The organism is Micromonospora chalcea, from assembly GCF_028768405.1.
Classification (GTDB): domain Bacteria; phylum Actinomycetota; class Actinomycetes; order Mycobacteriales; family Micromonosporaceae; genus Micromonospora; species Micromonospora chalcea.
On sequence record NZ_CP118233.1, the window covers coordinates 3,215,124 to 3,236,224 of the forward strand.

Here is a 21,101-nt window from a genome sequence, read left to right on the forward strand (position 1 = left end):
CCACCCACAGTTCACTTGCATACATAGCGATGTGAGCATACATTGGGCCCGGCCGGTACGCGGCAGGGAGGGTGTTGGCGTGGGCGCAGGTCATGACCACAGCAGCGCGGTGGCCAACGCGGCACACCGCCACGCAGGCCGGCTCTGGGCCGCGTTCGCGCTGCTCGCCGTCCTGATGGTGGTCGAGGCGGTGGCCGCCTTCACCACCGGCTCGCTCGCCCTGCTCTCCGACGCCGGGCACATGTTCACCGACGTGCTCGGCATCGGCATGGCCCTCGCGGCGATCACCGCCACCCGGCGCGCCGGCACCGACCCGCAGCGCACGTTCGGCCTCTACCGGCTGGAGGTGCTCGCCGCCCTCGCCAACGCCGTGCTGCTCGGCGCCGTCGCGGTCTACGTCCTGATCGAGGCGGTACGCCGCTTCGGCGAGCCGCCGGAGGTGCTGGCCGGCCCGATGCTCGTGGTGGCGGTGCTCGGCCTGCTCGCCAACATCGTCGCCTTCGCGCTGCTGCGCGCCGGGGCGAAGGAGAGCATCAACCTGCGCGGCGCGTACCTGGAGGTGCTCGGCGACCTGCTCGGCTCGCTCGGCGTGATCGCCGCGGCGCTGGTCATCGCGGTGACCGACTGGTGGTGGGCGGACCCACTGGTCGCCGTCGGGATCGGCCTGTTCATCCTGCCGCGCACCTGGCGGCTCGGCCGGGCCGCGGTGCGCATCCTGGTGCAGGCGGCGCCGGAGCACCTCCAGGTGACCGCCGTGCACGACCGGCTGGCCGCGGTCCCCGGCGTGGCCGAGGTGCACGACCTGCACGTCTGGACGCTCACCTCGGGCATGGAGGTGGCCTCGGCGCACCTGACCACCGACCCGGGCGTGGACCCGGCCGGGGTGCTGGCCGCCGCGCGGACGGCGCTGCACGAGGACTTCTCCATCGATCACGCCACGTTGCAGGTCGAGCCCGGAGCGTCAGCCGGAGTGTGCGGAAAGACCGAGTGGTGATTAGGGCAGACTTAAATCACCGTGACTGCTGTACACTTATGTCGGTTTTGCCCCACCATGCGGCACTGCGCAACGGAGCCACGCCCGGGCCGCGCCGGTAGGCTCGGTCGCGGCCGCAGCCACCGGCGTCACCGGCGCAGGTGGGGTGGCCGTCGCCTAATCGCCCGAAGGGGCGAGCCGGGGAACCACGTACGTGGGGTGCATCCGCGTCAGCGGTAGGGATCTTCCGTCCCGAACCCGTCAGCTAACCCGGTCGGCGGTTGACGGAAGGACATGTGAATGCCCCCAGTGGCACCTGTACGACGGACGGCCGCCCGGTTGGCGGCCCTGCTCGTCGCGACGCTGACTGTCGGCGTCGCGACCGTTCCGGCCTCCCCCGCCTCGGCGGCGCCCCGGACCGGCCTGCTCGCCGCCGCGCCCGGCGACGACGAGGGCGGCACGCCCGAGCTGCGCGCCCAACTCGACGCGGCCAGCAAGGGCTGGCTGGAGGCAAAGGCCGCGCTGAACCGGTCGGTGAACCGCCAGAAGCAGCTCAACGACCAGCTCGCGAAGGTCGGCGCCGAGCTGGCCGTACGTGACGCCAAGGTCGGTGAGATCGCCGGGGTGGCGTACCGCGCCGGGCGGCTCGGCACCGCCGCCGCGCTGCTCGACAGCAGCAGCCCGGCGGGCTTCATGGACCGGGCCGCCACGCTGGAACAGGTCGCCGCGCACGAGGACCGCACGGTGCGCGAGCTGATCACCACCCGGGACGAGGCCACCCGCACCCGGGCCGCGCTCGACACCGAGATCCGCGAGCAACGCAAGCAGGTCGAGGTGATGGGCAAGCGCAAGGAGCAGGCCGAGCGCGCGCTCGAAGTGGCGAACGAACGTTCCGCCCGCAACAACAGCAGCGGCGGCAGCGTCCAGGGCACCTCAAACAAGAACGCGAAGCCCGCACCACGCAACTCGGACGGCTCGTGGCCGTCGGAGTCGTGCAGCGTCAACGACCCGACCCCGGCCAACGGCTGCATCACCCCGCGGACGCTGCACGCGCTGCAGCAGGCCAAGGCGGCCGGTTTCACCAGGTACGTCTCGTGCCACCGGCCCAGCGGCTCGGGCGAGCACCCGAAGGGGCGGGCCTGCGACTTCGCCGCCCAGAAGAACGGCTTCGGCGGCGTGGCCAGCGGCGGTGACCGGACGTACGGCAACAACCTGGCCGCGTACTTCGTGCGCAACGCCGACCCGCTCGCCGTGCTCTACGTGATCTGGTTCAAGCAGATCTGGCTGCCCAGCAGCGGGTGGAAGTCGTACAGCGGCGGCAACGGAGACCCGTCCAGCGACCACACCAACCACGTGCACCTGTCGGTGTACTAGCGCGCTCCCGGGGGGCCGGCCGGATCGGGCCGGCCCTCCAGCGTCGCGCCGAGACGGGCCGCCAGGCTCAGGTGAGCCGCCCGGGCCTGGCGGAACGCGTACCCGAACAGCGGCGCCGGCGCGGTGAGCGTGATCTCCACGTCGATGCGCACGGTGCCGTCGGGCTCGTCGCGTAGCCGGGTGTGGTTGCGCACCGTCGTCGCCGGCTGCTGCCGGGCGACAGTGACCACCTCGTCCTCGCTCGCGACCAGCACGTCCGCCTGGTACGTGACCGGGAAGTGCAGCGGGCCCAGTTGCAGCCGGTCGGTGATCGCGTAGCTGGCCAGCGCGCCCGGCCGGGCCGGCAGCTGCCGGACCCGGACGATCAGCGGATGCAGCTCGCCCTGGCGACTCAGGTCACCCAGCAGTGCCACCGCGTCGGCCCGGCTGCACCGGGCCTGCACGGTGTAGCTGAAGCTGTCGCTGCTCTGCAAGCGGGCCCCCTCGCCGTCGTACGTCGCGACGATCGTCCCGTACCGACGCCGGGCTGGCAACGGGTAGAAGGTCCCCTGGCCGCAGGGGGTGCGAACGGCGCTCAGGCGCCGGGCAGCACCTCGGGGGTGTCGTCGGCGAACCACGGCTCGGGAGCGCCGAAGAGGCCGAGCAGGCCGGTCACCCAGAGCTGCCGGTGCACGAACCGGCTCGGCTCGGTGACCACGAGCTTGACGCCGCTGACCTCGCAGGTCTGGAAGCCGGCCACCATGGCGCTGATGCCGACCGAGTCGATGAACGTGACGAGCCGCATGTTCAGCTCGATGCGCGAGGGACGGCCCTTCGCGAGCACCTCGGCGATCGCTTCCCGCACCTCGTACGCGGTGTCGACGTCGATCTCCCCACGGGGCGCGATCTGGACGACACCACCCGGCCGCACCGACTTCACGATCGACAGGCTCACGCGAGCACCTCCACTCGCCCTTGACGGGCGCCTCATCAGTACGCGGGCCGCGACCGAGAGTATTCCTCCAACGGCCCGGTCGCCACCCCCCGGGATGAGCAATTCGCGAACTGGGCACACCTGGGCGCTCCCAATCCGGACCTCCGGGTTCCAGTTTCCCCTTCGACGCGGGCCGCGGCCAGCCGTACGGCCGGTCGGACCCGTCGATCCGCCGACCAGGGTAGCGGGCGCGCGCACGTCCCGTCGGCACCGGTCCCGGCGCGTTCGGGTGGTTCGTCCCGTTCGCTGCTCACGAGCCGGGCACCACCGCGAGGGTTTGCCGCGTGCGCCGGTGGGGCACTGCCCCGAGACAGTGAACGCGCCGGATGGACACCGGAGTCCGAAGTGGCCGCCGGCCTTCGGCACCCGAGGAGGTAGAACGATGTTCGGATCCAACCTGCTGGACCGCCGGGGCAAGGCCGAGCGGGTCGCCGACCAGGCGTGGCAGCACCTGCTCTCCGCGGCCGGCTCCGCCGGTGACAGCGTGCGCGACGCCACCCGCAGCGCCCGCCGCAACTCCTCCGGCTTCGCCGACGACGCCACCGACCTGGTCGGCTCCGCAGCCGAGGAGGCGCGCCGGCGTGCCACGCTCGCCTTCGACGCGCTGGCCGGACGCCGGCCCGCCCTGCCCTGGACGCTGCTGATCGCGGCGGCGCTCGCGGGCGCGGCGATCGGCTGGGCCGCCGGCACCGCCGCGCGCGCCGCGGGCAGCCGCGACCGCGCCGCGGACGAGATCGAGTTCGTGGACGTGGACCGCCCGAACTCCCCGGCCGGCCTGGACGGCTGAACCCCACCCGACCGGCACGGTGGCCGCTCCCGGCACTCCTGGGGGCGGCCACCGTGCCGCGTGGTGCTCTCCCCCACCCGGACCGGGTGAGGGCCGGTCACCCGGGACACGCGCAGGATCGCGGGTGCGGGACCGCGTGCCCGCGCCGCCATCGACGGAGGGAGAGCCGGATGGCCACCGACACGATCACGCGCACCGACCGGGACATCCAGTCCGCGGTGCTCGACGAACTGACCTGGGAGCCCCGGGTCGGCCCGGACGAGATCGGCGTAACCGTCACCGAGGGCGTGGTGACGCTGACCGGCCGGGTGGACAGCTACGCCAAGAAGTGGGCTGCCGAGCGGGCCGCGCACCGGGCCGCCCGGGTCCGCGCGGTCGCCAACGACCTCGCCGTCCAGATCGCCACCGCGGCCGGCCGGGAGGACCCGGAGATCGCCGTCGCTGCCGTACGGGCGCTGGAATGGGACGCGTTCGTGCCGGTCGAGACGCTGCAGGTGACGGTCTCCGACGGCTGGGTCACGCTGCACGGCGACGTCGAGTGGGAGTACCAGCGGCGGGCCGCCGAACGGTCGGTCGCCCGGCTCACCGGCGTACGCGGGGTGAGCAACGGGATCGCCGTGCGCCCGGCGGTCCGCGCCGACGGCCACGACCTGGCCGAACGGATCGTGGACGCGCTCGCGCGCAACGCCGCCACCGAGGCCGAGAGCGTCGACGTCCGGGTGCACGGCGACACCGTCGTGCTCGGCGGGCAGGTCCACTCGCCCGGCGAGCGCGCGGAGATCGAGCGGGTGGTGTGGAACGCCCCCGGCATCCGGGAGGTGCACAACCACCTGGTCGTGCGCTGAGCCGAACCACCCCGCCCGGGTGAGCCCGCCTCACCCGGGCGCCCGCCATGGTGGGAGGCATGAGTGATCCGAACGGGCTGATCACACCCGGGCGGGCCGCCCCCGGGTTCACGCTGCCGGCGGCGCCGGACGGGCGACAGGTGGGTCCCGGGCAGTTCCGGGGCCGTCCGGTGGTGCTGGCCTTCTATCCCGCCGACTGGTCACCGGTCTGCGGCGAGCAGATGGCCCTCTACCAGGCGGCCCTGCCCGAACTGGAGCGGTACGACGCGGTGCTGCTGGGCATCTCGGTGGACAGCGTCGACTCGCACCGGGCGTTCGCCGAGAGCCAGGGCATCCGGTTCCCGCTGCTCGCCGACTTCGAGCCCAAGGGCGAGGTGTCGCGCCGGTACGGCGCGTACGCGCCGCGTGGGCAGTCCGACCGGGCGCTCGTGGTGATCGACCCGGACGGCCGGGTGGCCTGGAGCCACCTGTCGCCGCCCGAGGTGAACCCGGGCGTGGACGGCATCCTCGACGCGCTGGAGCGGCTGGACGCGGATCGGCGGGTGAGCGCCCGATGACCACGCCACTTCAGGTCACCACCGCGCGGCTGCGGACCCCGGTGACCGAACACGACCACGTCCGCGGGCCGGCGGACGCGCCGGTCACGATCGTCGAGTACGGCGACTTCCAGTGCCGGTTCTGCGGCGCCGCGTACCCGAACCTGACCGAGGTGCTGCGCCAGCGGGCCGACGTGGTGCGGCTGGCGTACCGGCACTTCCCGATCGCCAACATCCACCCGTACGCGGAGAGCGCGGCGGAGACCGCCGAGGCGGCCGCCGCCCGGGGCCGGTTCTGGGAGATGTACGACTGGCTCTTCCAGCACCAGGACCAGCTCGACCCGGTGCACCTGTCGCTCGGCGTCGAGCAGATCGGACTGTCGCCGGACGAGATCGCCGCGGAGGTCGGCCGCCAGGAGTACGCCGACCGGGTGCGGCAGGACTTCGTCGACGGCATCCGCAGCGGCGTCAACGGCACCCCGACGCTGTTCGTCAACGGCGTCCGCCACGACGGCGGCTACGACCTGGCCGAACTGCTGACAGCGGTGGACGCCGCCGCCGACGCCTGAGTCAGATCAACCGCAAGTCGCGCGCCCGCCGGACGGCGTCCCGCCGGCGGGTCGCGTCGAGCTTGCGGTAGATGTTGCGCACGTGCGTCTTGACGGTGTTCACCGACAGCGACAGCTCGGCGGCGATCTCCACGTTGGACAGGATGCTCTGCAGGTACCGCAGGATGGTCAGCTCCCGTTCGGTGAGCGGCTCGTCCAGCCCGCGCGCCGGGCCGTCCGCCGGCCCGGTGACCGGCTGCGCGTCCGCGCCCCGGACCAGTTCGCTCACCGTGGCCCAGTACGCGGTTCCGGAGTCCAGGTGCGCGGCCAGCAGGTCCCGTACCCCCGGGTCGGTCCGGGTGAAGACGCGCCGGTAGCCGTCCGGCTCGGCGAGCGCCAGCACCTCCTCCAGCGCCCGCCCGGCCCGCCGGGCGTCCCCGGACCCCCCGGCCAGCACCGCGTCGAGCAGCCCGGCGCCCAGCCGCACCGGCAGCGGCCAGTCCGCCGCGCCGGGCCCGGCCCAGTCGGGCAGCGTCCGCTCGGCCGCGCGGGCGTCACCGGCGCGCAGCAGCAACCGGGCGGACGCCAGCGCCGGCGCCGGCCCGTCACCAGTGGCGTCGAGCAGCGCCCGGGCGCCGTCGGCGTCACCGGCCGCCGCGCGTACCTGCGCCTCCTCGGCGGCCAGCCACCCGCCCAGCTCCGCGCCGGGCGCGACCGCCCGCGCGCCGGCGAGTGTGCGCAGCGCGCCCGCCGGGTCGTCGCCGTCGGCCAGCAGCCCGGCCCGGCAGAGCGCGGCCAGCGCCGCTCCCCCCGGCTCCGCGGTGGCCGGACCGGCCAGCGCCAGGTGGGCCACGGCCTCCGCGGGCCGGTCCCGGTGCCAGGCCACGAGCGCCAGCGCCAGGTACGCGTAGCCGCAGTCCGCCCGCGCCGACCAGCCCTGGCAGGCCGGCATCGCCAGCGCCTCCCCGGCGAGTTCCTCGGCCGCCCGCAACGCGCCCCGGGCCGCCTCCAGCGCCGCCGACCGGCTGACGCAGAGCAGCTCGGTCCGCGGCCGCCCGGCCCGGCGCGCCGCCTCCCGCGCCTCGGCGAACCGGGTACGGGCTGCCGGCAGTTCCCCCTCGGCCAGCGCGACCAGCCCGTGCGCGGCGCCCGCCACCGCGCGTACATCGTCGCGCTCGGCCGACCCGGCACGCGGATCGGCCCCGGCGTCGGCAGCCGGGCCGGAAGCGGTGGCGAGCAGGCGGTCGGCGGCCTCGCGTACCCCCTGGTGGTTCCCGCCGAGCCGGGCCAGGCTCAGCTCCACGGCGGCGGCCAGCCGGCGGAACCGGTCGCGGCGCGGCGCGGGCAGGTCGTCGGCGTGGGCCAGCGCCCGCCGCAGCTGCCCGTCGGCGGCGGCCGGATCACCGGCGTACGCCCGCTCGGCGGCGGCGGCCAGCGCCAGCTCGGGATCCCGGCGGACCTGGTGCGCGGGCGGCTCCGGCGGGGCCGGCGCGGCGGCCGGCTCGTCCGGGGTCAGCTCGGGCCAGCGGCTGACCAGCAGCTCGGCGGCGGCGGTCCACTCACCGGCGGTCAGCGCGTGCCGTACCGCCTCGGCCGGCCGGTCATGGGCGGCGTACCAGTCCGCCGCCCGCCGGTGCAGCTCGCGCACCTCGTCGGCGGGCAGCCGGCCCAGTTCGTCCCGCAGCACGTCGGCCAGGAGCGGATGCGGCCGGTACCACTGCGGGTTGCCGCCGTCGTGGAGGAGGAAGCCGCCGTCCCGGGCCGCCTCGGCGAGCACCTGCCCGGCGTCGGCCCGCCCGGTCAGCGCGGCGGCGAGGTCGGCGCGGACCGCGACGGCCACCGCCACGCGGCGCAGGACGTCGCGGGTCGCCGGGCCCAGCGGGGCGAGCACCTCGTCCCGCAGGTACGCGGCGACGTCCGGCTGGTCACCGGCGAACCGGTCCACCGCGCGGGCCGGGTCGGTCCCGTCGGCCAGCGCGAGCGCGGCGAAGCGCAGCCCGGCGGGCCAGCCGGCGGTGCGCTCGGCCAGCCGGGGCACCGCCGGGGCGGGCACCGGCACACCGTGCGCGACCAGCAGGTCGGCGACCTCGTCGGTGGTGAACGCCAGCTCGTCCGGGCCGATCAGCGTCAGTTCGCCGGCCAGCCGCCAGCGGTGCAGCGCCAGCGGCGGCTCGCGCCGCGCGCCGGCCACCAGCCGCAGCCGCCCGTCGGTGTGCTGGAGCAGAAACTCCAGCCCGGACAGCGCCGCCGGGTCGGTGACCCGGTGCAGGTCGTCGAGGACCAGCAGCACCGGCCGTTCCCGTCCGGCCAGCGCGGCGGCCAGCGACTCCAGCTGCTCCGGCCGGGGCGGGCCGTCCGGCACCGGTGGCGGTGGTCCCTCGTCCGGGTCGTCGACGGCGGCCGTCCGCAGGGCCGCCGCCAGGTAGCCCCAGAGCCGCCGTGCCGTGTCGCCCTCACCCACCGTCACCCAGGCCGGCGCCGGGCCGTCCCGCTCCGCCCGCGCCCAGGTGGACAACACGGCCGTCTTGCCCCAGCCGGCCGGCGCGAGCAGGAGCGTCACCGGACCGCTCGCGCCCCGCTCCACCCGCTCCACCAGCCGGGGCCGCAGCAGGCCCGGCTCGGGTGGCGCCGGCGGCGTCAACCGGGACGCCAGCAGCGGCGGGCCGCCCGGCAGCGGACCACCGGCCAGGTCGGGCGAATCGATGCCGGCGGTACGCAGATCGGACGTACCGGTGATCTCGCTGGTGTCGTGTGGCGCGGCCACGAACCGGACCTGGTCGGCCTCCTCCGGCATGCATCCCTCCCCCTGTCGACGCGGGCAGCGGTTACCCGAACCGGGCCGGTTCACCCCTTCGGGGCGAACCCGGCTCACCCGCCCCTCGCCCACCCTGGAGGCACGCGGGCGGCCGGCCGGGCAGCGCCGGCCGCCCGAGGCCGGGACCTCGGGAGGTCAGGTGGCGCGGATCAGACGGCTGGCGGCGGGCGCGCTGGCGCTGGCGGCCGGCGGTGCGCGGAGGCTGGCCGATCGCCTGCCGCAGCGGGCCGCAACGGATCCACGGCCGGGGCGCTGGCAGAAGGTGACGGTGGCCGCCGAGCCCGAGCGGGTGCTCCCGGCCGGGCGGTGGCCCGAGCCGCTGCGCCGTCTCGACGGGGCGGTCGAGGTGTGGGCCCGCCCCGCGCCGGGCGGTCGCGGCACGGAGCTGGCGATCCGTCCGCTGGGCGGGGAGTGCACGTTGCCGGGGTTCGCCGCGCACCTGGTCGGTGACGACCCGGGCCGGTACCTGCGCCACGTGCTGCGGCAGACCAAGCAGCTCCTGGAGACCGGCGAGGTGCTGCGGGCGGACCGTTCGCCGCTGGAGCGGCCGGGACCGGTGCGATGAGGGCGCTGTGCTGGGCCGGGGCCGACGCGGTGGAGGTGCGCCGCGTCCCGGACCCGGAGCTGCGCAACGCCCAGGACATGATCGTGCGGGTGCGGCGCAGCATCACCTGCGGCGCGGACCTGCCGCTCCTGGACGGGCGGGTGCCCGAGGCGTCCGCCGGGGAGGTGCTCGGACGGGAGTTCCTCGGCGAGGTGGTCGAGGTCGGTACGGAGGTACGCCGGCACCGGGTCGCCGACCGGGTGGTGGTGGGCGCCGCGGTGGCCTGCGGGGCGTGCTGGTTCTGCCGGCAGGGGCTGCTCGCCTGCTGCGACAACGGCACGAGCGGCGTGACCGCCGAGCCGGAGTGGGGCCAGCCGTCAGCGGGCGGTTTCGGCCGGCCGGCCCGGCTGGGCGGGTTCGCCGGTGGCCACGCCGAGTTCGTCCGGGTGCCGTACGCGGACGTGGGCGCGTTCGCCGTACCGGAGTCGGTGAGCGACGACCGCGCGGTGTTCGCCGCCGACGCCGCGCCGGCCGGCTGGTACGGCGCGGAGCTGGGCGAGGTCGCCCCGGGCGACGTGGTGGCGGTGTGGGGCGCGGGCGCGGTCGGCCAGCTCACCGCCGGGGCGGCGGTGGCCCGGGGCGCGGACCGGGTGATCGTGGTCGACGACCGGGACGACCGGCTGAGCATGGTCGCCCGGCACGCCGGGGTGGAGGCGCTCAACCACATGTACGTGGACGTGCTCGCCGAGCTGCGGGAGCGCAGCGGCGGCCGGGGCCCGGACGTCTGCGTCGACGCCTCCGGGGTGCCGGCCGAGCCGAACCGGTGGCCGCTGACCGAGGCGGACGGCGGGGCGGCGCTGCGCGAGGCGGTGCACGCGTGCCGCAAGGGCGGCGTCGTGGTGGTGCTCGACGCCCGGCCCGGGGTGGTGGACCGGTTCCCGCTCGGCGCGCTCGCGGACAAGGGCCTCGCCGTCCGCGCGGCCCGGCGGCGGGGCGCGACGGCGATCCCGGAGCTGCTGGCCCGGATGGCCCGCGACGAGCTGGTCACCGAGCATCTGGCCACGCACCGGATGCCGCTGGAGCGCGGCACCGACGGGTACGCGTTGTTCCGCGACCGGGCCGACGGCTGCGTCCGGGTGGTCTTCACGCCGTGAAGGTGAGCGCCGTGGATGGCACACTCGGCGGATGCGCGCAGACCGTCGGTACGACCTCGTCCTGTTCGGCGCCACCGGCTTCACCGGCGGGCTGACCGCCGAGTACCTGGCCCGGCACGCGCCGGAGCGGCTGCGCTGGGCGCTGGCCGGGCGTAACCCGGACAAGCTGGCCGCGGTGCGGGAGCGGCTCGCCGCGATCGACCCGGCCCTGGCCGAGCTGCCGCTGCTCACCGCCGACGTGACCGACCCGGCGTCGCTGCGCGCGGTGGCGGAGTGCGCCCGGGTGGTGGCCAGCACCGTCGGGCCGTACGTGCACCACGGCGAGCCGCTTGTGGCCGCGTGCGCCGCGGCCGGCACCGACTACCTCGACATCACCGGTGAGCCGGAGTTCGTGGACCGGATGTACGTGCGGCACCACGCCGAGGCGGTACGCACCGGGGCCCGCCTGGTGCACGCCTGCGGCTTCGACTCGATCCCGCACGACCTGGGCGTCTGGTACACGGTCAAGCAACTGCCCGCAGACGGGCCGATCGCCGTGGACGGGTACGTGCGGGCCGGTGGTCGATTCTCCGCCGGCACGTACCACTCGGCGCTCACCGCGTTCTCCCGTACCGGTGAGACGAGCCGCGCGGCGCGGGCGCGGCGGGCGATGGAGCCGAAGCCCGACGGGCGCCGGGTCCGCGCGGTGCCGGGCAAGGTCGGCCGGGTACGCGAGTTCGGCCAGTGGGCGGTGCCCCTGCCCACCATCGACCCGCAGGTGGTCCGCCGGTCCGCGGCGGCCCGCCCGGAGTACGGCCCGGACTTCCGCTACCGGCACTTCGCCGCGCTGAAGCGGCTGCCCACGGTGCTCGTCGCAGGTGTCGGGCTGGCCGGTGTGATGGGGCTGGTGAAGGTGGCGCCGACGCGGCGCTGGCTGCTCGGACGGCTCGCCTCCGGGCAGGGCCCGACCGCCGAGCAGCGGGCCAAGTCGTGGTTCCGGGTGCGGTTCGTGGGCACCGGTGGCGACCGCCGGGTGGTGACCGAGGTGGCCGGCGGCGACCCGGGCTACGACGAGACGGCCAAGATGCTCGCCGAGTCGGCGCTCTGCCTGGCCTTCGACGACCTGCCGGAGACCGCCGGGCAGGTCACGCCGGTCGCGGCGATGGGCGACGCGCTGCTGGACCGGCTGGTACGCGCGGGCATCACGTTCCGCATGCTGTCGGCGTGAGGTTGACCCTCGACCCGCTTGAGGTCACAGGATGACGGCCGTGGAGAGCGAGCTTCGCAGCATCGGCGAGCTGGCCCGGGCCAGTGGCCTGACGGTCAGCGCGCTGCGGTTCTACGACCGTTCCGGGGTGCTGGCCCCGGCCCGGGTGGACCCGGTGACCGGCTACCGCTGGTACACCGAGGAGCAGGTGGACCCGGCCCGGCTGGTGGCCGGGCTGCGCCGGGTCGGGATGCCGCTGGCCGGCATCGCCGAGGCGCTGCGGAACCGGCACCGGCCGGCCGAGGTGCACCGGCTGCTGGACGCGCACCTGCGCCGCCTGGAGGACGGCCTGGCCGACGCGCGTCGCGAGTTCTCCCGGATCCGTTGCCTGATCGACCCGGAGGAGCCCACAGTGACCACCCGCCTCGCGCTGGCCCGCACCGACCTGGCCGCCGCCGTGGACGCCGTACGCTTCGCCGTCGGCGCCGACCCCGAGCTGCCGGTCCTGTCCGGCGTGCTGCTGGAGGTCGCCCTCGACGGGGTGCACCTGATCGCCACCGACCGGCACCGGCTCGCCGTGGCCCGGGTCGCCGGCACCGTCGACGGCCCGCCGGTGAGCGTGCTGCTGCCGGTGGCCGCCGTCGACGAGCTGCGGGCGCTGCTGGACGCTGCCGGCTCGGTGTCGGGCCCCGACGGCTCGGACGTCGCCGAGGTCGTCGTCGCTCCCGGCCGGGTGACCGTCACGGTGGCGGGCCGGCCGCTGACCGCCGTACCGCTGCCGTACGACTTCCCGGACTACCGCCGGCTGCTGCGCGCGCAGCTCGGTGACGTACCCGCGTACCGGATCCCGGTCGACGGCGCGGCGCTGCGCGCGGCGCTCACCGCCGACGGCGTCCCGGTCTGCCACCGCGCGCACGAGGGCGTCGAGCACGAGGTGGTGGCGCTCGGCCTGGACGGCCGCGGCGAGTTGCGCCTTGTCGACCCGGCCGGCGCGGCCGGCGCTGACGCGCTTCGGGTTGGGCTCAACCGGGAGTACCTGCTGGACGCGCTGGGGTCCGGCGACGGCCAGCTCGTGCTGGAGCTAGACGGCCCGATCGCTCCACTCGCCGTGCGGCGGGCCGACGACGCGCACGCCTTCTCGGTCCTGATGCCGGTACGCCTCTGACGCTCAGCGCTCCCGGGCCTCCGTCACCCGGCCTCCGCCACCCGGGCTCCGCTAGGCCCCGGCGGAAGACGTCAGTGACTGTGCGTGATGCGAACGCTCCCCCGGGATGTTTGCCCCTCGCGGACTTTGCTCTGCAGCCATCCGCGCGACGCTGACGCTGCGTCGAACGCCGCGTCGGTGGCTGCAGAGCAAAGTCGCCGAAGGGGCACACCCGCCCGAAGGCGGATCCGTCAGATTGACCAGTTCAGCACGCCGACCAGCGGACGCGGGTCGGAGCGGGCACCAGCACACCGTCACGGACTGTGAGCACACCCCTCCGACAGCACCACCGTCACGCGCCGTCACCGAAACGGGCCCTGCGGCGGCGGGCTGTGCGGGCCGGGCCGGGGCGACGGGGGCGCGACGGTAGCATCTGGAGGTCCCACCTGACTGCCTGGACGGAGGCGTACGAGCAGCATGCTCGACATGGAGTTGATCCGGAAGGATCGCGAGGCGGTGGCGACCGCGCTGGCGAAGCGTCTGGATCCTGCCGAGGTCACCCGGACGCTGGACGACATCCAGCGGCTCGACCAGGAACGACGCGCCCTGATCACGGAGATCGACGCCGAGCGGCAGCGCCGCAAGGCCGAGGCGCGGGCGTACGCGGAGGCGAAACGGTCCGGCGGCACGCCGCAGCCGGTCGCCCCGGAGGCCGAGCGCAAGCAGCTCGCGGAGCTGGAGTCCCAGCTCGACGAGGTGCAGTCCCGGCTCCGCGCGGTGATGAGCGAGCTGCCGAACCTGCCCGCCGACGACGTGGTCGCCGGGGGCAAGGAGGCCAACCGGGTGGTGCGGACGTTCGGCGAGGCGCCGGCCATCGAGAAGGTACGCGACCACGTGGAGCTGAGCCGCGCGCTCGGCCTGGTCGACCACGAGCGGGGCGTGAAGCTCGGCGGCTCGGGCTTCTGGATGTACACCGGTCTGGGCGCCCGGCTGGAGTGGGCGCTGGTGAACTGGCTGATCGAGCAGAACATCCAGGCCGGCTACGAGTTCCTGCTCCCGCCGCACCTGCTGCTGGACAGCGCCGGCTACGCGGCCGGGCAGTTCCCGAAGTTCCACGACGACGTCTACCACATCGACAAGCAGTCGTCCTCGCGCGGCCAGTTCCTGCTGCCCACGGCGGAGACGGCGATCCTCGGCGCGTACCAGGACGAGATCCTGGAGACGCCGAAGCTGCCGCTGAAGGCGTTCGCGTACACGCCGTGCTACCGGCGCGAGGCGGCCGGTTCGCACTCCGACGAGCGCGGCACGGTGCGCGGCCACCAGTTCAACAAGGTGGAGATCTTCCAGTTCACGCTGCCGGAGCAGGCGGGCGCGGCGCTGGAGGCGATGGTCGGGCACGTCGAGGGCCTGGTCGGCAAGCTGGGTCTGCACTTCCAGACCAGCCTGCTGGCCGCTGGTGACGCGAGCGCCTCGATGAAGAAGACGCTCGACGTCGAGGTGTGGATGCCGAGCACCGGCAAGTACAAGGAGGTGTCGTCGGTCTCCTGGGCCGGTGACTACCAGGCGCGCCGGGCGGCGATCCGCTACCGCGAGCCGGGCGCGAAGCAGACCCGTTTCGTGCACACGCTCAACGGCTCGGCGCTGGCCACCAGCCGCCTGTTCCCGGCCATCCTGGAGCAGCACCAGCAGCCCGACGGCTCGGTGGTGGTCCCGGAGGTCCTGCGCGACAAGCTCGGCACCGACCGCCTCACCCCGCGCTGACCCGCTCCCCCGCCGCCGTCCCCGCCCCTTCCCCGCGATCTTGCACTTCCGGCCCGCGAGAAGTCCGCTTCACCCCTTCCGCCCGGGCCCCAACCGCAAGATCGCGGGAAAGGGGGCGGCGGCGGGTGAGGAGCACGGCGGCCAGGAGCAGGGCCGCGAGGACGGCGGGGCCCAGAGTGTCGACGGCCTTCACCAGGGTCTGCTGGACCTCGGCGGCGGCGCGGATCACCGGGTCGGTGAAGGCGTCGTACCGGCCCTGGGCGAGGCGCACCTCGTACCAGCCGTACCAGCCGACGTAGCCGCCCGCGACCACGAGCACCAGGCCGCTCAGACGCGGCGCCCAGGCGCCCGCGCCGCGTAGTCGCGCCACGACCCGGCCGCGCAGCAGCGCCACGGCGAGCGCGGCCACCCCGACCACGAGCGCCATGCCCAGCGCGTACGCGCCGAACAGCGCCAGCCCGCGCAGCGGCGACCCGGCCCGCATGCTGGTCACCACGATCGCCAGGAACGGCGCGATCGCGCAGCTCAGCGACGTGAGCGCGTACGCCGCGCCGAACAGCACCATGGACGGCCAGGTGCGGGTGAGCCGGGGCGCGACGCGCAGCGGGCCCGGGGCGGGCAGCCGCTTGCCGGCGAGCAGCCAGCACCCGGCCAGCGCCAGCAGCACGCCGAGCGTCACCGTCAGCCACGGCAGCCGAGGGCGCAACCAGTCGGCCGCCGGTGCCACGGCCAGCCCGAACGCGCCGAACACCAGCACGTACCCGAGGGTGAGCGCGGCCGTCGCGGTGAGCGCGCGGCCAACCGCGCCGCGCCCGCCGTCGGGCCCGGCGACGAGCAGTGACAGGTACGCGGGCAGCATCGCGAAGCCGCACGGGTTGACCGCGCCGAGCATGCCCGCGGTCAGGGCGAGCAGCAGCGCGACGGTCATCCCCGGGCCAGCGTCTCGACCTGCCGGGTGAGCGCCTCACCGTCCAGGAATCCCTGGTGGACGACCCGGCCGGTCCGGTCCAGGACGACGAACGTGCTCTGCTCGGTCACCTTGAAACGGCGCCACAGCGCGCCGTTGCGGTCGTCGATCTGGGTCGTGCCGCCCAGGTCGAACTCGGTGACGAAGTCCTTCATCGCCTTCTGCTCGCCGAGCCCGGCGACGCCGACGATCGGGACCGTGTCCCGGTAGGCGGGGGCGATCTCGGCGACCGTCCACGCCTGGCTGGCGCAGGTGGCGCACCAGGGCGCCCAGAACCAGAGCAGCACCGGCCGCCCGGCCAGGGCGGCGGCGGAGAACGCCGTACCGTCGAGGGTCTTGCCGGTGAACGCCAGCGTGGCCGGCACCGCGGCCGGTGGCGCGGACGTCGGCCCGCCCGGCGTCGCGGCGGGGGACGCGACGTCCGGGGGCGCGGCGGCGGGGGCCGCGGGTGCCACCGCCCCGGCCTCGGGCCCGGCCGCGCAGCCGGTGGCGAGCGTGGCTGCGAGTACGACGGCGGCGGTCACACGAACGGCGGTACGCATCGGCGGCTCCTGGGTTCTACTCGGCCCGGACCAGGCGAAGCGCGAGTTCGGGACAGACCTTTACCGCCTTGAGCGCGCCTTCGCGCAGCCACGTCGGCACCGGGGTAGGCGGGAACGCCGGGTAGCCGTTGCCGTCGAGCCGGATGAAGTCCGGCACCACGTGCGCGCAGAGCCCGTGGCCGTCGCAGCGGGACCAGTCGAGCGTGAGTTTCTGCGGGTTGGCGTCGGGCGCGCCGGGCAGGCCCATCATGCCCTTGACCCGCTTGCCGCAGCCCTCGCCGGTGGCGTGCAGCCGCAGGTCGTCGGCGAACACCTCCATGGCGGACAGCGCGAACCGGGCGGTGCCGTCCGGGTGGCTGCACGCGCCGCGTCCCTTGACGTCCCCGGCCGCGGCGCGGACCAGCTCGACCGGGGCGCTGCCGGAGACCGCGAGGTCGACCGAGCGGGCCAGGTCGGGCAGGCCCATCTTGCACGGGCCGCACTGCCCGGCGGACTCACCGGCCAGGTACCGCACGACCTGGGCGGCCTCGCCGAGCGGGCAGGTGTCGGCGCCGAGCGGCACGATGATGCCGGCGCCGAGCGTGCCGCCGACGGCGGTGAGCCCCTTGCGGGACACCTCGGCCCGGTCCGCCGCCGCCGCGGTGATCCACTTGCCGTGGTAGCCGCCCATCAGGATGCCCGGGCCGGGCGGCACCTCGCACAGGTCGAGGATCTCGCGCAGCGGGGTGCCCGCGGCGCACTCCACCACGGCGGGCCGCTTCGCCGACCCGGTGACGGTGAGCAGCACGGTGCCGGGCTCGTCGTCGGTGCCGAGCGCGGCGTACTCGTACGGGCCGATCCGGGCGGCGACGGCGAGCTGGGAGTACGTCTCGGCGTTCGACAGCAGGGTGGGCAGCCCGCCGACGCCGGAGTCGCTGGAGCGCTTCTTGGTGCCGGGCGGGATGTGCGGCAGGCCGTTGATGCCGTTGACGAGCGCGCCGCCCTCGCCGGAGATGAACCGGTGCGGCACCGTGACGATCGTGGTGGGCACCGGCATCCGGCGTTCCTGCAGCGCCTCGGCCAGCGAGGGCCGGCCCACGTCGTCGTCGGCGACGCCGATGACGATCTCCTCCGCGTCGAGCGCGAACGCGGCCAGCGCGGCGCCGTCCAGGATCAGGTGCGGGGCGCGGGTGAGCAGCACCTTGTCCTTCCAGCTCGCCGGTTCCCCCTCGGTGGCGTTGACGACGACCACGGCGGAGAGGTCCTGCCGCTCGCAGGACTCCAGCACCGCGCGAAGCTTGCGGGCGAACGGGAAGCCCGCGCCGCCCTTGCCCTTGAGGTCGATGGCTTCGGCGAGCCGCAGCAGCGCCGCCGGTTCCATCGGGCCGATCGGGCCGTGCACCTCCTCGTGGGCGAGCAGGTCGAGCCGGCCGAACTCGGCGAACCCGGCGGTCAGGCGGGGCTCGCCGACGCAGGCGACCGGTGGGACCTTGGTCTGCCGCGTCACCGGGCCTCACCCCGCAGCCCGGCCCAGTACGCCCCGTCGACCGCGTCCGCGTCGGCCCGCTTGCGACGGCCGGACCGGCTGTCCTTGCCGGCCCGCATGGCGCGACGGGAGGCGAGGTCGACGAGCGTCGGGGTGTCGTCCACGAACGCCTCGTCGGCGTCGTAGCGGGCCGGCGGGCGCCAGTAGTCCGGCTCCTCCGGCACGTCCTCCTCGTCCCGGTAGCGCCGGCCGGATCCGCTGAGCGGCTGCGCCGACATCGGGCTGCCGGAGATCGGCCCGGCCGAGATCGGCTCACCGGAGACCGGGCGGGTCTCCCAGCGGCGCGGGCTGTCCCACGGCTCCTCCGGCTCGCTGCCGGCACGCGGCGGCGCGGAGTAGCGGGCCACCTCGGCCGGGGTGGCGTACCGGCTGCTGTCCGGCGGGGCGGAGTGGCGGCCCCCGGTGTCCGGGGGCGCGGAGTGGCGGCCACCGCTCTCCGGCGGGGCCGAGTAGCGGGCGGCGACGTCCTCGTCGGCCCGGGATCGGCGACCGACCCGTTCCGCGTCGGTCCGGGACCGGCGGCTCACCCGCTCCTCGTCGGTGCGGGACCGGCGGCCCGCCGGCTCCTCCTCGGACCGGCGACGACGGCGGGAGCGTTCACTGTCGGACCGGCGTGCCGGCACCAGTTCCTCGTCCCGGTCGAAGAGGACCGGCTCGCGCTCCTCCTCGCGTACCCGGGTGGCGACCCGCTCCTCGTCGCGGCGGCGGGCGGACGCGCGGACCGGTTCCCGCAGCGAGCCGGGTTCCGGCACCACGGGTACGGCGAACCGCTCGGGGTCGCGCCGCCGGGCGGTGCCGGCCGGCGCGGTCCAGGTGGCGGTGGCCTCGGCCCAGCGCCCCCGGCCGGTGCCGCTGTCCTCCTTGGCGCTGTCCTTCTTGCGGGTGAGCACGGCGAACACGCCGGTCCGCTCCTCGGCCTTGCCGGCCATGGCCTTGTTGAGCGCGGCGGCCTGGTGCTGTTCCCGGCTGCGCTTGCCCAGGTGGACGGAGAGCCGCACCATCAGCGCCAGCACCACGGCCAGCACGCAGGCGAGGTAGCTGAGCAGCACCCAGGTCGCCGCGGGACGGCCGGCGTTGAGGCCGTGCACCAGCGCGAACGGCCAGGACACGTAGGCCATCGAGTGCAGCGCCCGCCAGAACCACTTGGGACCGACGCCGGCGAACCGGACCCGGACGATTCCGGTCCAGAGCACGCCCACCATCAGCAGCGCGGCGACGGTGCCGAGTCCGACGTAGAGGCCGGCGCCGCCGATGAACGGCACCACCGCGTCGGTGGGACCGGCCCGGCCGATGGCCACCTTGGTGATGACGTGGAAGACCAGTCCGGCCACGCCGAGCACGCCGGTGGCGCGGTGCGCGGACTGGAGCAGCACGCGGTGCCGGATGAGCAGCACCAGGCGATCGGTGGCGAGCAGGCCCAGCATGACGGTGATGCTGAGCGCGACCAGGGCGACCACCCCGGCGAAGAACTCGGTGAAGAAGAATCCGTACGAGTACATGAGCCCGCCGGCGCCGGCCAGCTCCACTCCGGCCCACGCGAGGCCGAGTGCGGAAGCGGTCAGCGCCGCGATCGCGGACTTCGACATGGTCCGGGCACCACGGCTGCTGGTGGTGGTCCGGACGGTCGTCGTCTTCTCGTTCTGCTGTGCCCGGGCCATCTGCTCCTCGATCGTCTCGCGGCGGCGCCCCCACCGGCCGACCCTGCTCCCCACTCAGGTACGGAGCGACGGCGCGGACGGATCACCTCCGGTGGCGAATTTCTCGGCCGGTTTTTCGAACCGTCCGGTCCGGACGCGCGTGTGGCGCCTGACGCAACGACGAATGCCCATACGTTGACAGTCCTTGCAACATTCTCGTAACCTTGCCGCAAAATTTCAGCGCGGGCTGCAAGAAGCCAGCACTGAGACAGGCTCCACTCCCCCGCATCCCCCGCACCCTCGCAGGAGTCCTGATGCATCGACGCCGATTCCGCACCGCGGCGCTCGCCCTGGGCCTGGCCGCCAGCCTGCTCGTCCCGATCACGGCGGCGGCTCCCCCGGCCACCGCCGCCACCCCGGGCGCCAAGAAGGTCATCGTCCAGCTCTTCGAGTGGAACTGGACGTCGGTGGCCGCCGAGTGCACCAGCACGCTGGGCCCGAAGGGCTACGGCTACGTGCAGGTGTCCCCGCCCCAGGAGCACGTCAACAGCAGCCCGTGGTGGGTGTCGTACCAGCCGGTCAGCTACCGGATCGAGTCCCGCAAGGGCACCCGCGCGCAGTTCCAGTCCATGGTGAACACGTGCCACGCGGCGGGCGTGAAGGTGATCGTCGACGCCGTGGTCAACCACATGTCCGGCCAGGAGAACGGCGGCACCGGCTGGGCCGGCTCGTCGTACGGCCACTACAACTATCCCGGCATCTACTCGGCGCAGGACTTCCACTACTGCGGGCGCAACGGCAACAACGACATCGCCAACTACAACGACCGGTACGAGGTGCAGAACTGCGAGCTGGTCAACCTCGCCGACCTCAAGACCGAGTCGGAGTACGTGCGCGGCCGGCTCGCCGCGTACCTCAACGACCTGCTCTCCCTCGGCGTCGACGGTTTCCGCCTGGACGGCAGCAAGCACATGCCGGCCGCCGACATCGCCGCGATCAAGGCCAAGCTGAACCGCAGCGCGTACCTGGTGCAGGAGGTCATCTACGGCGCGGGCGAGCCGATCCAGCCGACCGAGTACACCGGCAACGGTGACGTGCACGAGTTCCGGTACGGCAAGGACCTGGCCCGGATGTTCAACAACGAGCGGCTGGCGTACCTGAAGAACTTCGGTGAGTCCTGGGGCTACCTGTCGAGCGCGAAGGCGGTGGTCTTCACCGACAACCACGACACCCAGCGCGAGGGCGGCGTGCTCACCTACCGCGACCGCGGCACGTACGCGCTGGCCAACGCGTTCATGCTGGCCTGGCCGTACGGCACCCCGGCGGTGATGTCGAGCTTCACCTACAGCGGCCGGGACCAGGGCCCGCCCGCCGACGGCAGCAACCGGATCACCAACGTCACCTGCTACTCGGGCTGGGAGTGCGAGCACCGCTGGCCGGTCATCGCCAACATGGTCGGCTTCCGCAACGCCACCGAGGGCGCCGGGGTCTCCAACTGGTACGACAACGGCTACCAGCACATCGCGTTCAGCCGTACCGGCAAGGGCTACCTGACGATCAACGACGAGGGCAGCGCGGTGAACGGCCGCTCGTACTACACCGGGTTGCCGGCCGGCCGCTACTGCGACGTCGTCCACGGCACGTTCAGCAACGGCTCGTGCAGCGGTCCGGTGATCACGGTGGACTCGTCCGGCTGGTTCGCCGCGAACGTCCCCGCGCACGACGCGATCGCCATCCACATCGGCGCGAAGCTCAGCTGAGCCACCCCGGGCCGCGAAGCCCCCGTACCC

Annotated in this window: 19 protein-coding genes and 1 riboswitch; of the genes, 12 read left to right on the forward strand and 7 right to left on the reverse strand. The window is 74.7% G+C overall.

Annotated features, from left to right (window positions below; all coding sequences use genetic code 11):
• Positions 1-79 precede the first annotated feature (79 nt).
• Both PVK74_RS13785 and PVK74_RS13790 read left to right on the forward strand, forming a co-directional pair.
• Positions 80-994: a cation diffusion facilitator family transporter gene (locus tag PVK74_RS13785; protein ID WP_043329179.1), complete on the forward strand. Its 915-nt coding sequence runs from the start codon at positions 80-82 to the stop codon at positions 992-994.
• Between the two features lie 143 nt (positions 995-1,137).
• Positions 1,138-1,269, forward strand: a riboswitch (cyclic di-AMP (ydaO/yuaA leader).
• A gap of 4 nt (positions 1,270-1,273) precedes the next feature.
• Positions 1,274-2,347, forward strand: a complete 1,074-nt coding sequence (locus PVK74_RS13790; RefSeq protein ID WP_274479173.1) for a coiled-coil domain-containing protein — start codon at positions 1,274-1,276, stop codon at positions 2,345-2,347.
• Here PVK74_RS13790 and PVK74_RS13795 read toward each other — a convergent pair.
• Both PVK74_RS13795 and PVK74_RS13800 read right to left on the reverse strand, forming a co-directional pair.
• On the reverse strand, positions 2,344-2,880 hold the full coding sequence (locus tag PVK74_RS13795; RefSeq protein ID WP_231915621.1) for an SRPBCC family protein: 537 nt from the start codon (positions 2,878-2,880) through the stop codon (positions 2,344-2,346). The two genes, PVK74_RS13790 and PVK74_RS13795, sit on opposite strands and share 4 nt — an antisense overlap.
• Positions 2,881-2,921: 41 nt before the next feature.
• Complete coding sequence (locus tag PVK74_RS13800; protein ID WP_013287849.1) at positions 2,922-3,281, reverse strand: STAS domain-containing protein; 360 nt, start codon at positions 3,279-3,281, stop codon at positions 2,922-2,924.
• 421 nt (positions 3,282-3,702) lie between these two features.
• Here PVK74_RS13800 and PVK74_RS13805 point away from each other — a divergent pair, with 421 nt between their 5' ends.
• From PVK74_RS13805 to PVK74_RS13820, 4 genes are all read left to right on the forward strand, one after another.
• Positions 3,703-4,107: a hypothetical protein gene (locus tag PVK74_RS13805; protein ID WP_064448225.1), complete on the forward strand. Its 405-nt coding sequence runs from the start codon at positions 3,703-3,705 to the stop codon at positions 4,105-4,107.
• 170 nt (positions 4,108-4,277) lie between these two features.
• Entirely contained in the window at positions 4,278-4,952 is a 675-nt protein-coding gene (locus PVK74_RS13810; RefSeq protein WP_064448224.1) for a BON domain-containing protein, read from the forward strand.
• Positions 4,953-5,011: 59 nt separating this feature from the next.
• Positions 5,012-5,509, forward strand: coding sequence for a redoxin domain-containing protein (locus tag PVK74_RS13815; protein WP_043329170.1), 498 nt, complete (start codon positions 5,012-5,014; stop codon positions 5,507-5,509).
• Entirely contained in the window at positions 5,506-6,057 is a 552-nt protein-coding gene (locus PVK74_RS13820) for a DsbA family protein (RefSeq protein WP_274479174.1), read from the forward strand. Before PVK74_RS13815 ends, PVK74_RS13820 begins: the two co-directional genes overlap by 4 nt.
• 1 nt (position 6,058) lies before the next feature.
• Here PVK74_RS13820 and PVK74_RS13825 read toward each other — a convergent pair whose 3' ends face one another.
• Positions 6,059-8,830: a winged helix-turn-helix domain-containing protein gene (locus tag PVK74_RS13825; RefSeq protein ID WP_274479175.1), complete on the reverse strand. Its 2,772-nt coding sequence runs from the start codon at positions 8,828-8,830 to the stop codon at positions 6,059-6,061.
• Between the two features lie 160 nt (positions 8,831-8,990).
• On the opposite strand from PVK74_RS13825, the gene PVK74_RS13830 reads away from it, so the two are divergent.
• From PVK74_RS13830 to serS, 5 genes are all read left to right on the forward strand, one after another.
• Positions 8,991-9,416 carry a hypothetical protein gene (locus tag PVK74_RS13830; protein ID WP_064448221.1) on the forward strand — a complete coding sequence of 142 codons (426 nt, stop codon included), beginning with the start codon at positions 8,991-8,993 and terminating at the stop codon, positions 9,414-9,416.
• On the forward strand, positions 9,413-10,549 hold the full coding sequence (locus tag PVK74_RS13835) for an alcohol dehydrogenase catalytic domain-containing protein (RefSeq protein ID WP_274479176.1): 1,137 nt from the start codon (positions 9,413-9,415) through the stop codon (positions 10,547-10,549). Before PVK74_RS13830 ends, PVK74_RS13835 begins: the two co-directional genes overlap by 4 nt.
• Positions 10,550-10,580: 31 nt before the next feature.
• Positions 10,581-11,756 (forward strand): saccharopine dehydrogenase family protein, encoded by a 1,176-nt coding sequence (locus PVK74_RS13840; RefSeq protein ID WP_274479177.1) that lies wholly within the window; start codon positions 10,581-10,583, stop codon positions 11,754-11,756.
• 31 nt (positions 11,757-11,787) lie between these two features.
• On the forward strand, positions 11,788-12,900 hold the full coding sequence (locus tag PVK74_RS13845) for a DNA polymerase III subunit beta family protein (protein WP_274479178.1): 1,113 nt from the start codon (positions 11,788-11,790) through the stop codon (positions 12,898-12,900).
• 456 nt (positions 12,901-13,356) lie between these two features.
• The gene (gene serS / locus PVK74_RS13850) at positions 13,357-14,640 is read left to right on the forward strand and encodes a serine--tRNA ligase (protein ID WP_043329159.1); all 1,284 of its coding nucleotides are present in this window, start codon (positions 13,357-13,359) and stop codon (positions 14,638-14,640) included.
• On the opposite strand, the gene PVK74_RS13855 is transcribed toward serS, so the two are convergent.
• From PVK74_RS13855 to PVK74_RS13870, 4 genes are read right to left on the reverse strand one after another with little or no spacing between them, the layout of a single operon-like run.
• Complete coding sequence (locus PVK74_RS13855; protein ID WP_274479179.1) at positions 14,627-15,568, reverse strand: cytochrome c biogenesis CcdA family protein; 942 nt, start codon at positions 15,566-15,568, stop codon at positions 14,627-14,629. The two genes, serS and PVK74_RS13855, sit on opposite strands and share 14 nt — an antisense overlap.
• A complete protein-coding gene (locus tag PVK74_RS13860) occupies positions 15,565-16,149 on the reverse strand; it encodes a TlpA family protein disulfide reductase (RefSeq protein WP_274479180.1) in 585 nt (194 codons plus the stop codon). Before PVK74_RS13860 ends, PVK74_RS13855 begins: the two co-directional genes overlap by 4 nt.
• Positions 16,150-16,165: 16 nt before the next feature.
• Positions 16,166-17,635, reverse strand: coding sequence for an NADH-quinone oxidoreductase subunit NuoF family protein (locus tag PVK74_RS13865; protein ID WP_274479181.1), 1,470 nt, complete (start codon positions 17,633-17,635; stop codon positions 16,166-16,168).
• The gene (locus PVK74_RS13870) at positions 17,632-19,386 is read right to left on the reverse strand and encodes a hypothetical protein (RefSeq protein WP_274479182.1); all 1,755 of its coding nucleotides are present in this window, start codon (positions 19,384-19,386) and stop codon (positions 17,632-17,634) included. The genes PVK74_RS13865 and PVK74_RS13870 overlap by 4 nt, the downstream gene beginning before the upstream one ends.
• A gap of 239 nt (positions 19,387-19,625) precedes the next feature.
• On the opposite strand from PVK74_RS13870, the gene PVK74_RS13875 reads away from it, so the two are divergent.
• Positions 19,626-21,071 carry an alpha-amylase gene (locus tag PVK74_RS13875; protein WP_274479183.1) on the forward strand — a complete coding sequence of 482 codons (1,446 nt, stop codon included), beginning with the start codon at positions 19,626-19,628 and terminating at the stop codon, positions 21,069-21,071.
• Positions 21,072-21,101: the final 30 nt, after the last annotated feature.

Excerpts from the sequence above, each read along its gene's own strand:
- serS (WP_043329159.1), top strand. The coding sequence starts at position 13,357 with ATGCTCGACATGGAGTTGATCCGGAAGGATCGCGAGGCGGTGGCGACC.
- PVK74_RS13835 (WP_274479176.1), top strand. The coding sequence starts at position 9,413 with ATGAGGGCGCTGTGCTGGGCCGGGGCCGACGCGGTGGAGGTGCGCCGC.
- PVK74_RS13815 (WP_043329170.1), top strand. The coding sequence starts at position 5,012 with ATGAGTGATCCGAACGGGCTGATCACACCCGGGCGGGCCGCCCCCGGG.
- PVK74_RS13845 (WP_274479178.1), top strand. The coding sequence starts at position 11,788 with ATGACGGCCGTGGAGAGCGAGCTTCGCAGCATCGGCGAGCTGGCCCGG.
- PVK74_RS13875 (WP_274479183.1), top strand. The coding sequence starts at position 19,626 with ATGCATCGACGCCGATTCCGCACCGCGGCGCTCGCCCTGGGCCTGGCC.
- PVK74_RS13860 (WP_274479180.1), bottom strand. The coding sequence starts at position 16,149 with ATGCGTACCGCCGTTCGTGTGACCGCCGCCGTCGTACTCGCAGCCACG.
- PVK74_RS13820 (WP_274479174.1), top strand. The coding sequence starts at position 5,506 with ATGACCACGCCACTTCAGGTCACCACCGCGCGGCTGCGGACCCCGGTG.
- PVK74_RS13840 (WP_274479177.1), top strand. The coding sequence starts at position 10,581 with ATGCGCGCAGACCGTCGGTACGACCTCGTCCTGTTCGGCGCCACCGGC.
- PVK74_RS13805 (WP_064448225.1), top strand. The coding sequence starts at position 3,703 with ATGTTCGGATCCAACCTGCTGGACCGCCGGGGCAAGGCCGAGCGGGTC.
- PVK74_RS13790 (WP_274479173.1), top strand. The coding sequence starts at position 1,274 with ATGCCCCCAGTGGCACCTGTACGACGGACGGCCGCCCGGTTGGCGGCC.
- PVK74_RS13810 (WP_064448224.1), top strand. The coding sequence starts at position 4,278 with ATGGCCACCGACACGATCACGCGCACCGACCGGGACATCCAGTCCGCG.
- PVK74_RS13855 (WP_274479179.1), bottom strand. The coding sequence starts at position 15,568 with ATGACCGTCGCGCTGCTGCTCGCCCTGACCGCGGGCATGCTCGGCGCG.
- PVK74_RS13825 (WP_274479175.1), bottom strand. The coding sequence starts at position 8,830 with ATGCCGGAGGAGGCCGACCAGGTCCGGTTCGTGGCCGCGCCACACGAC.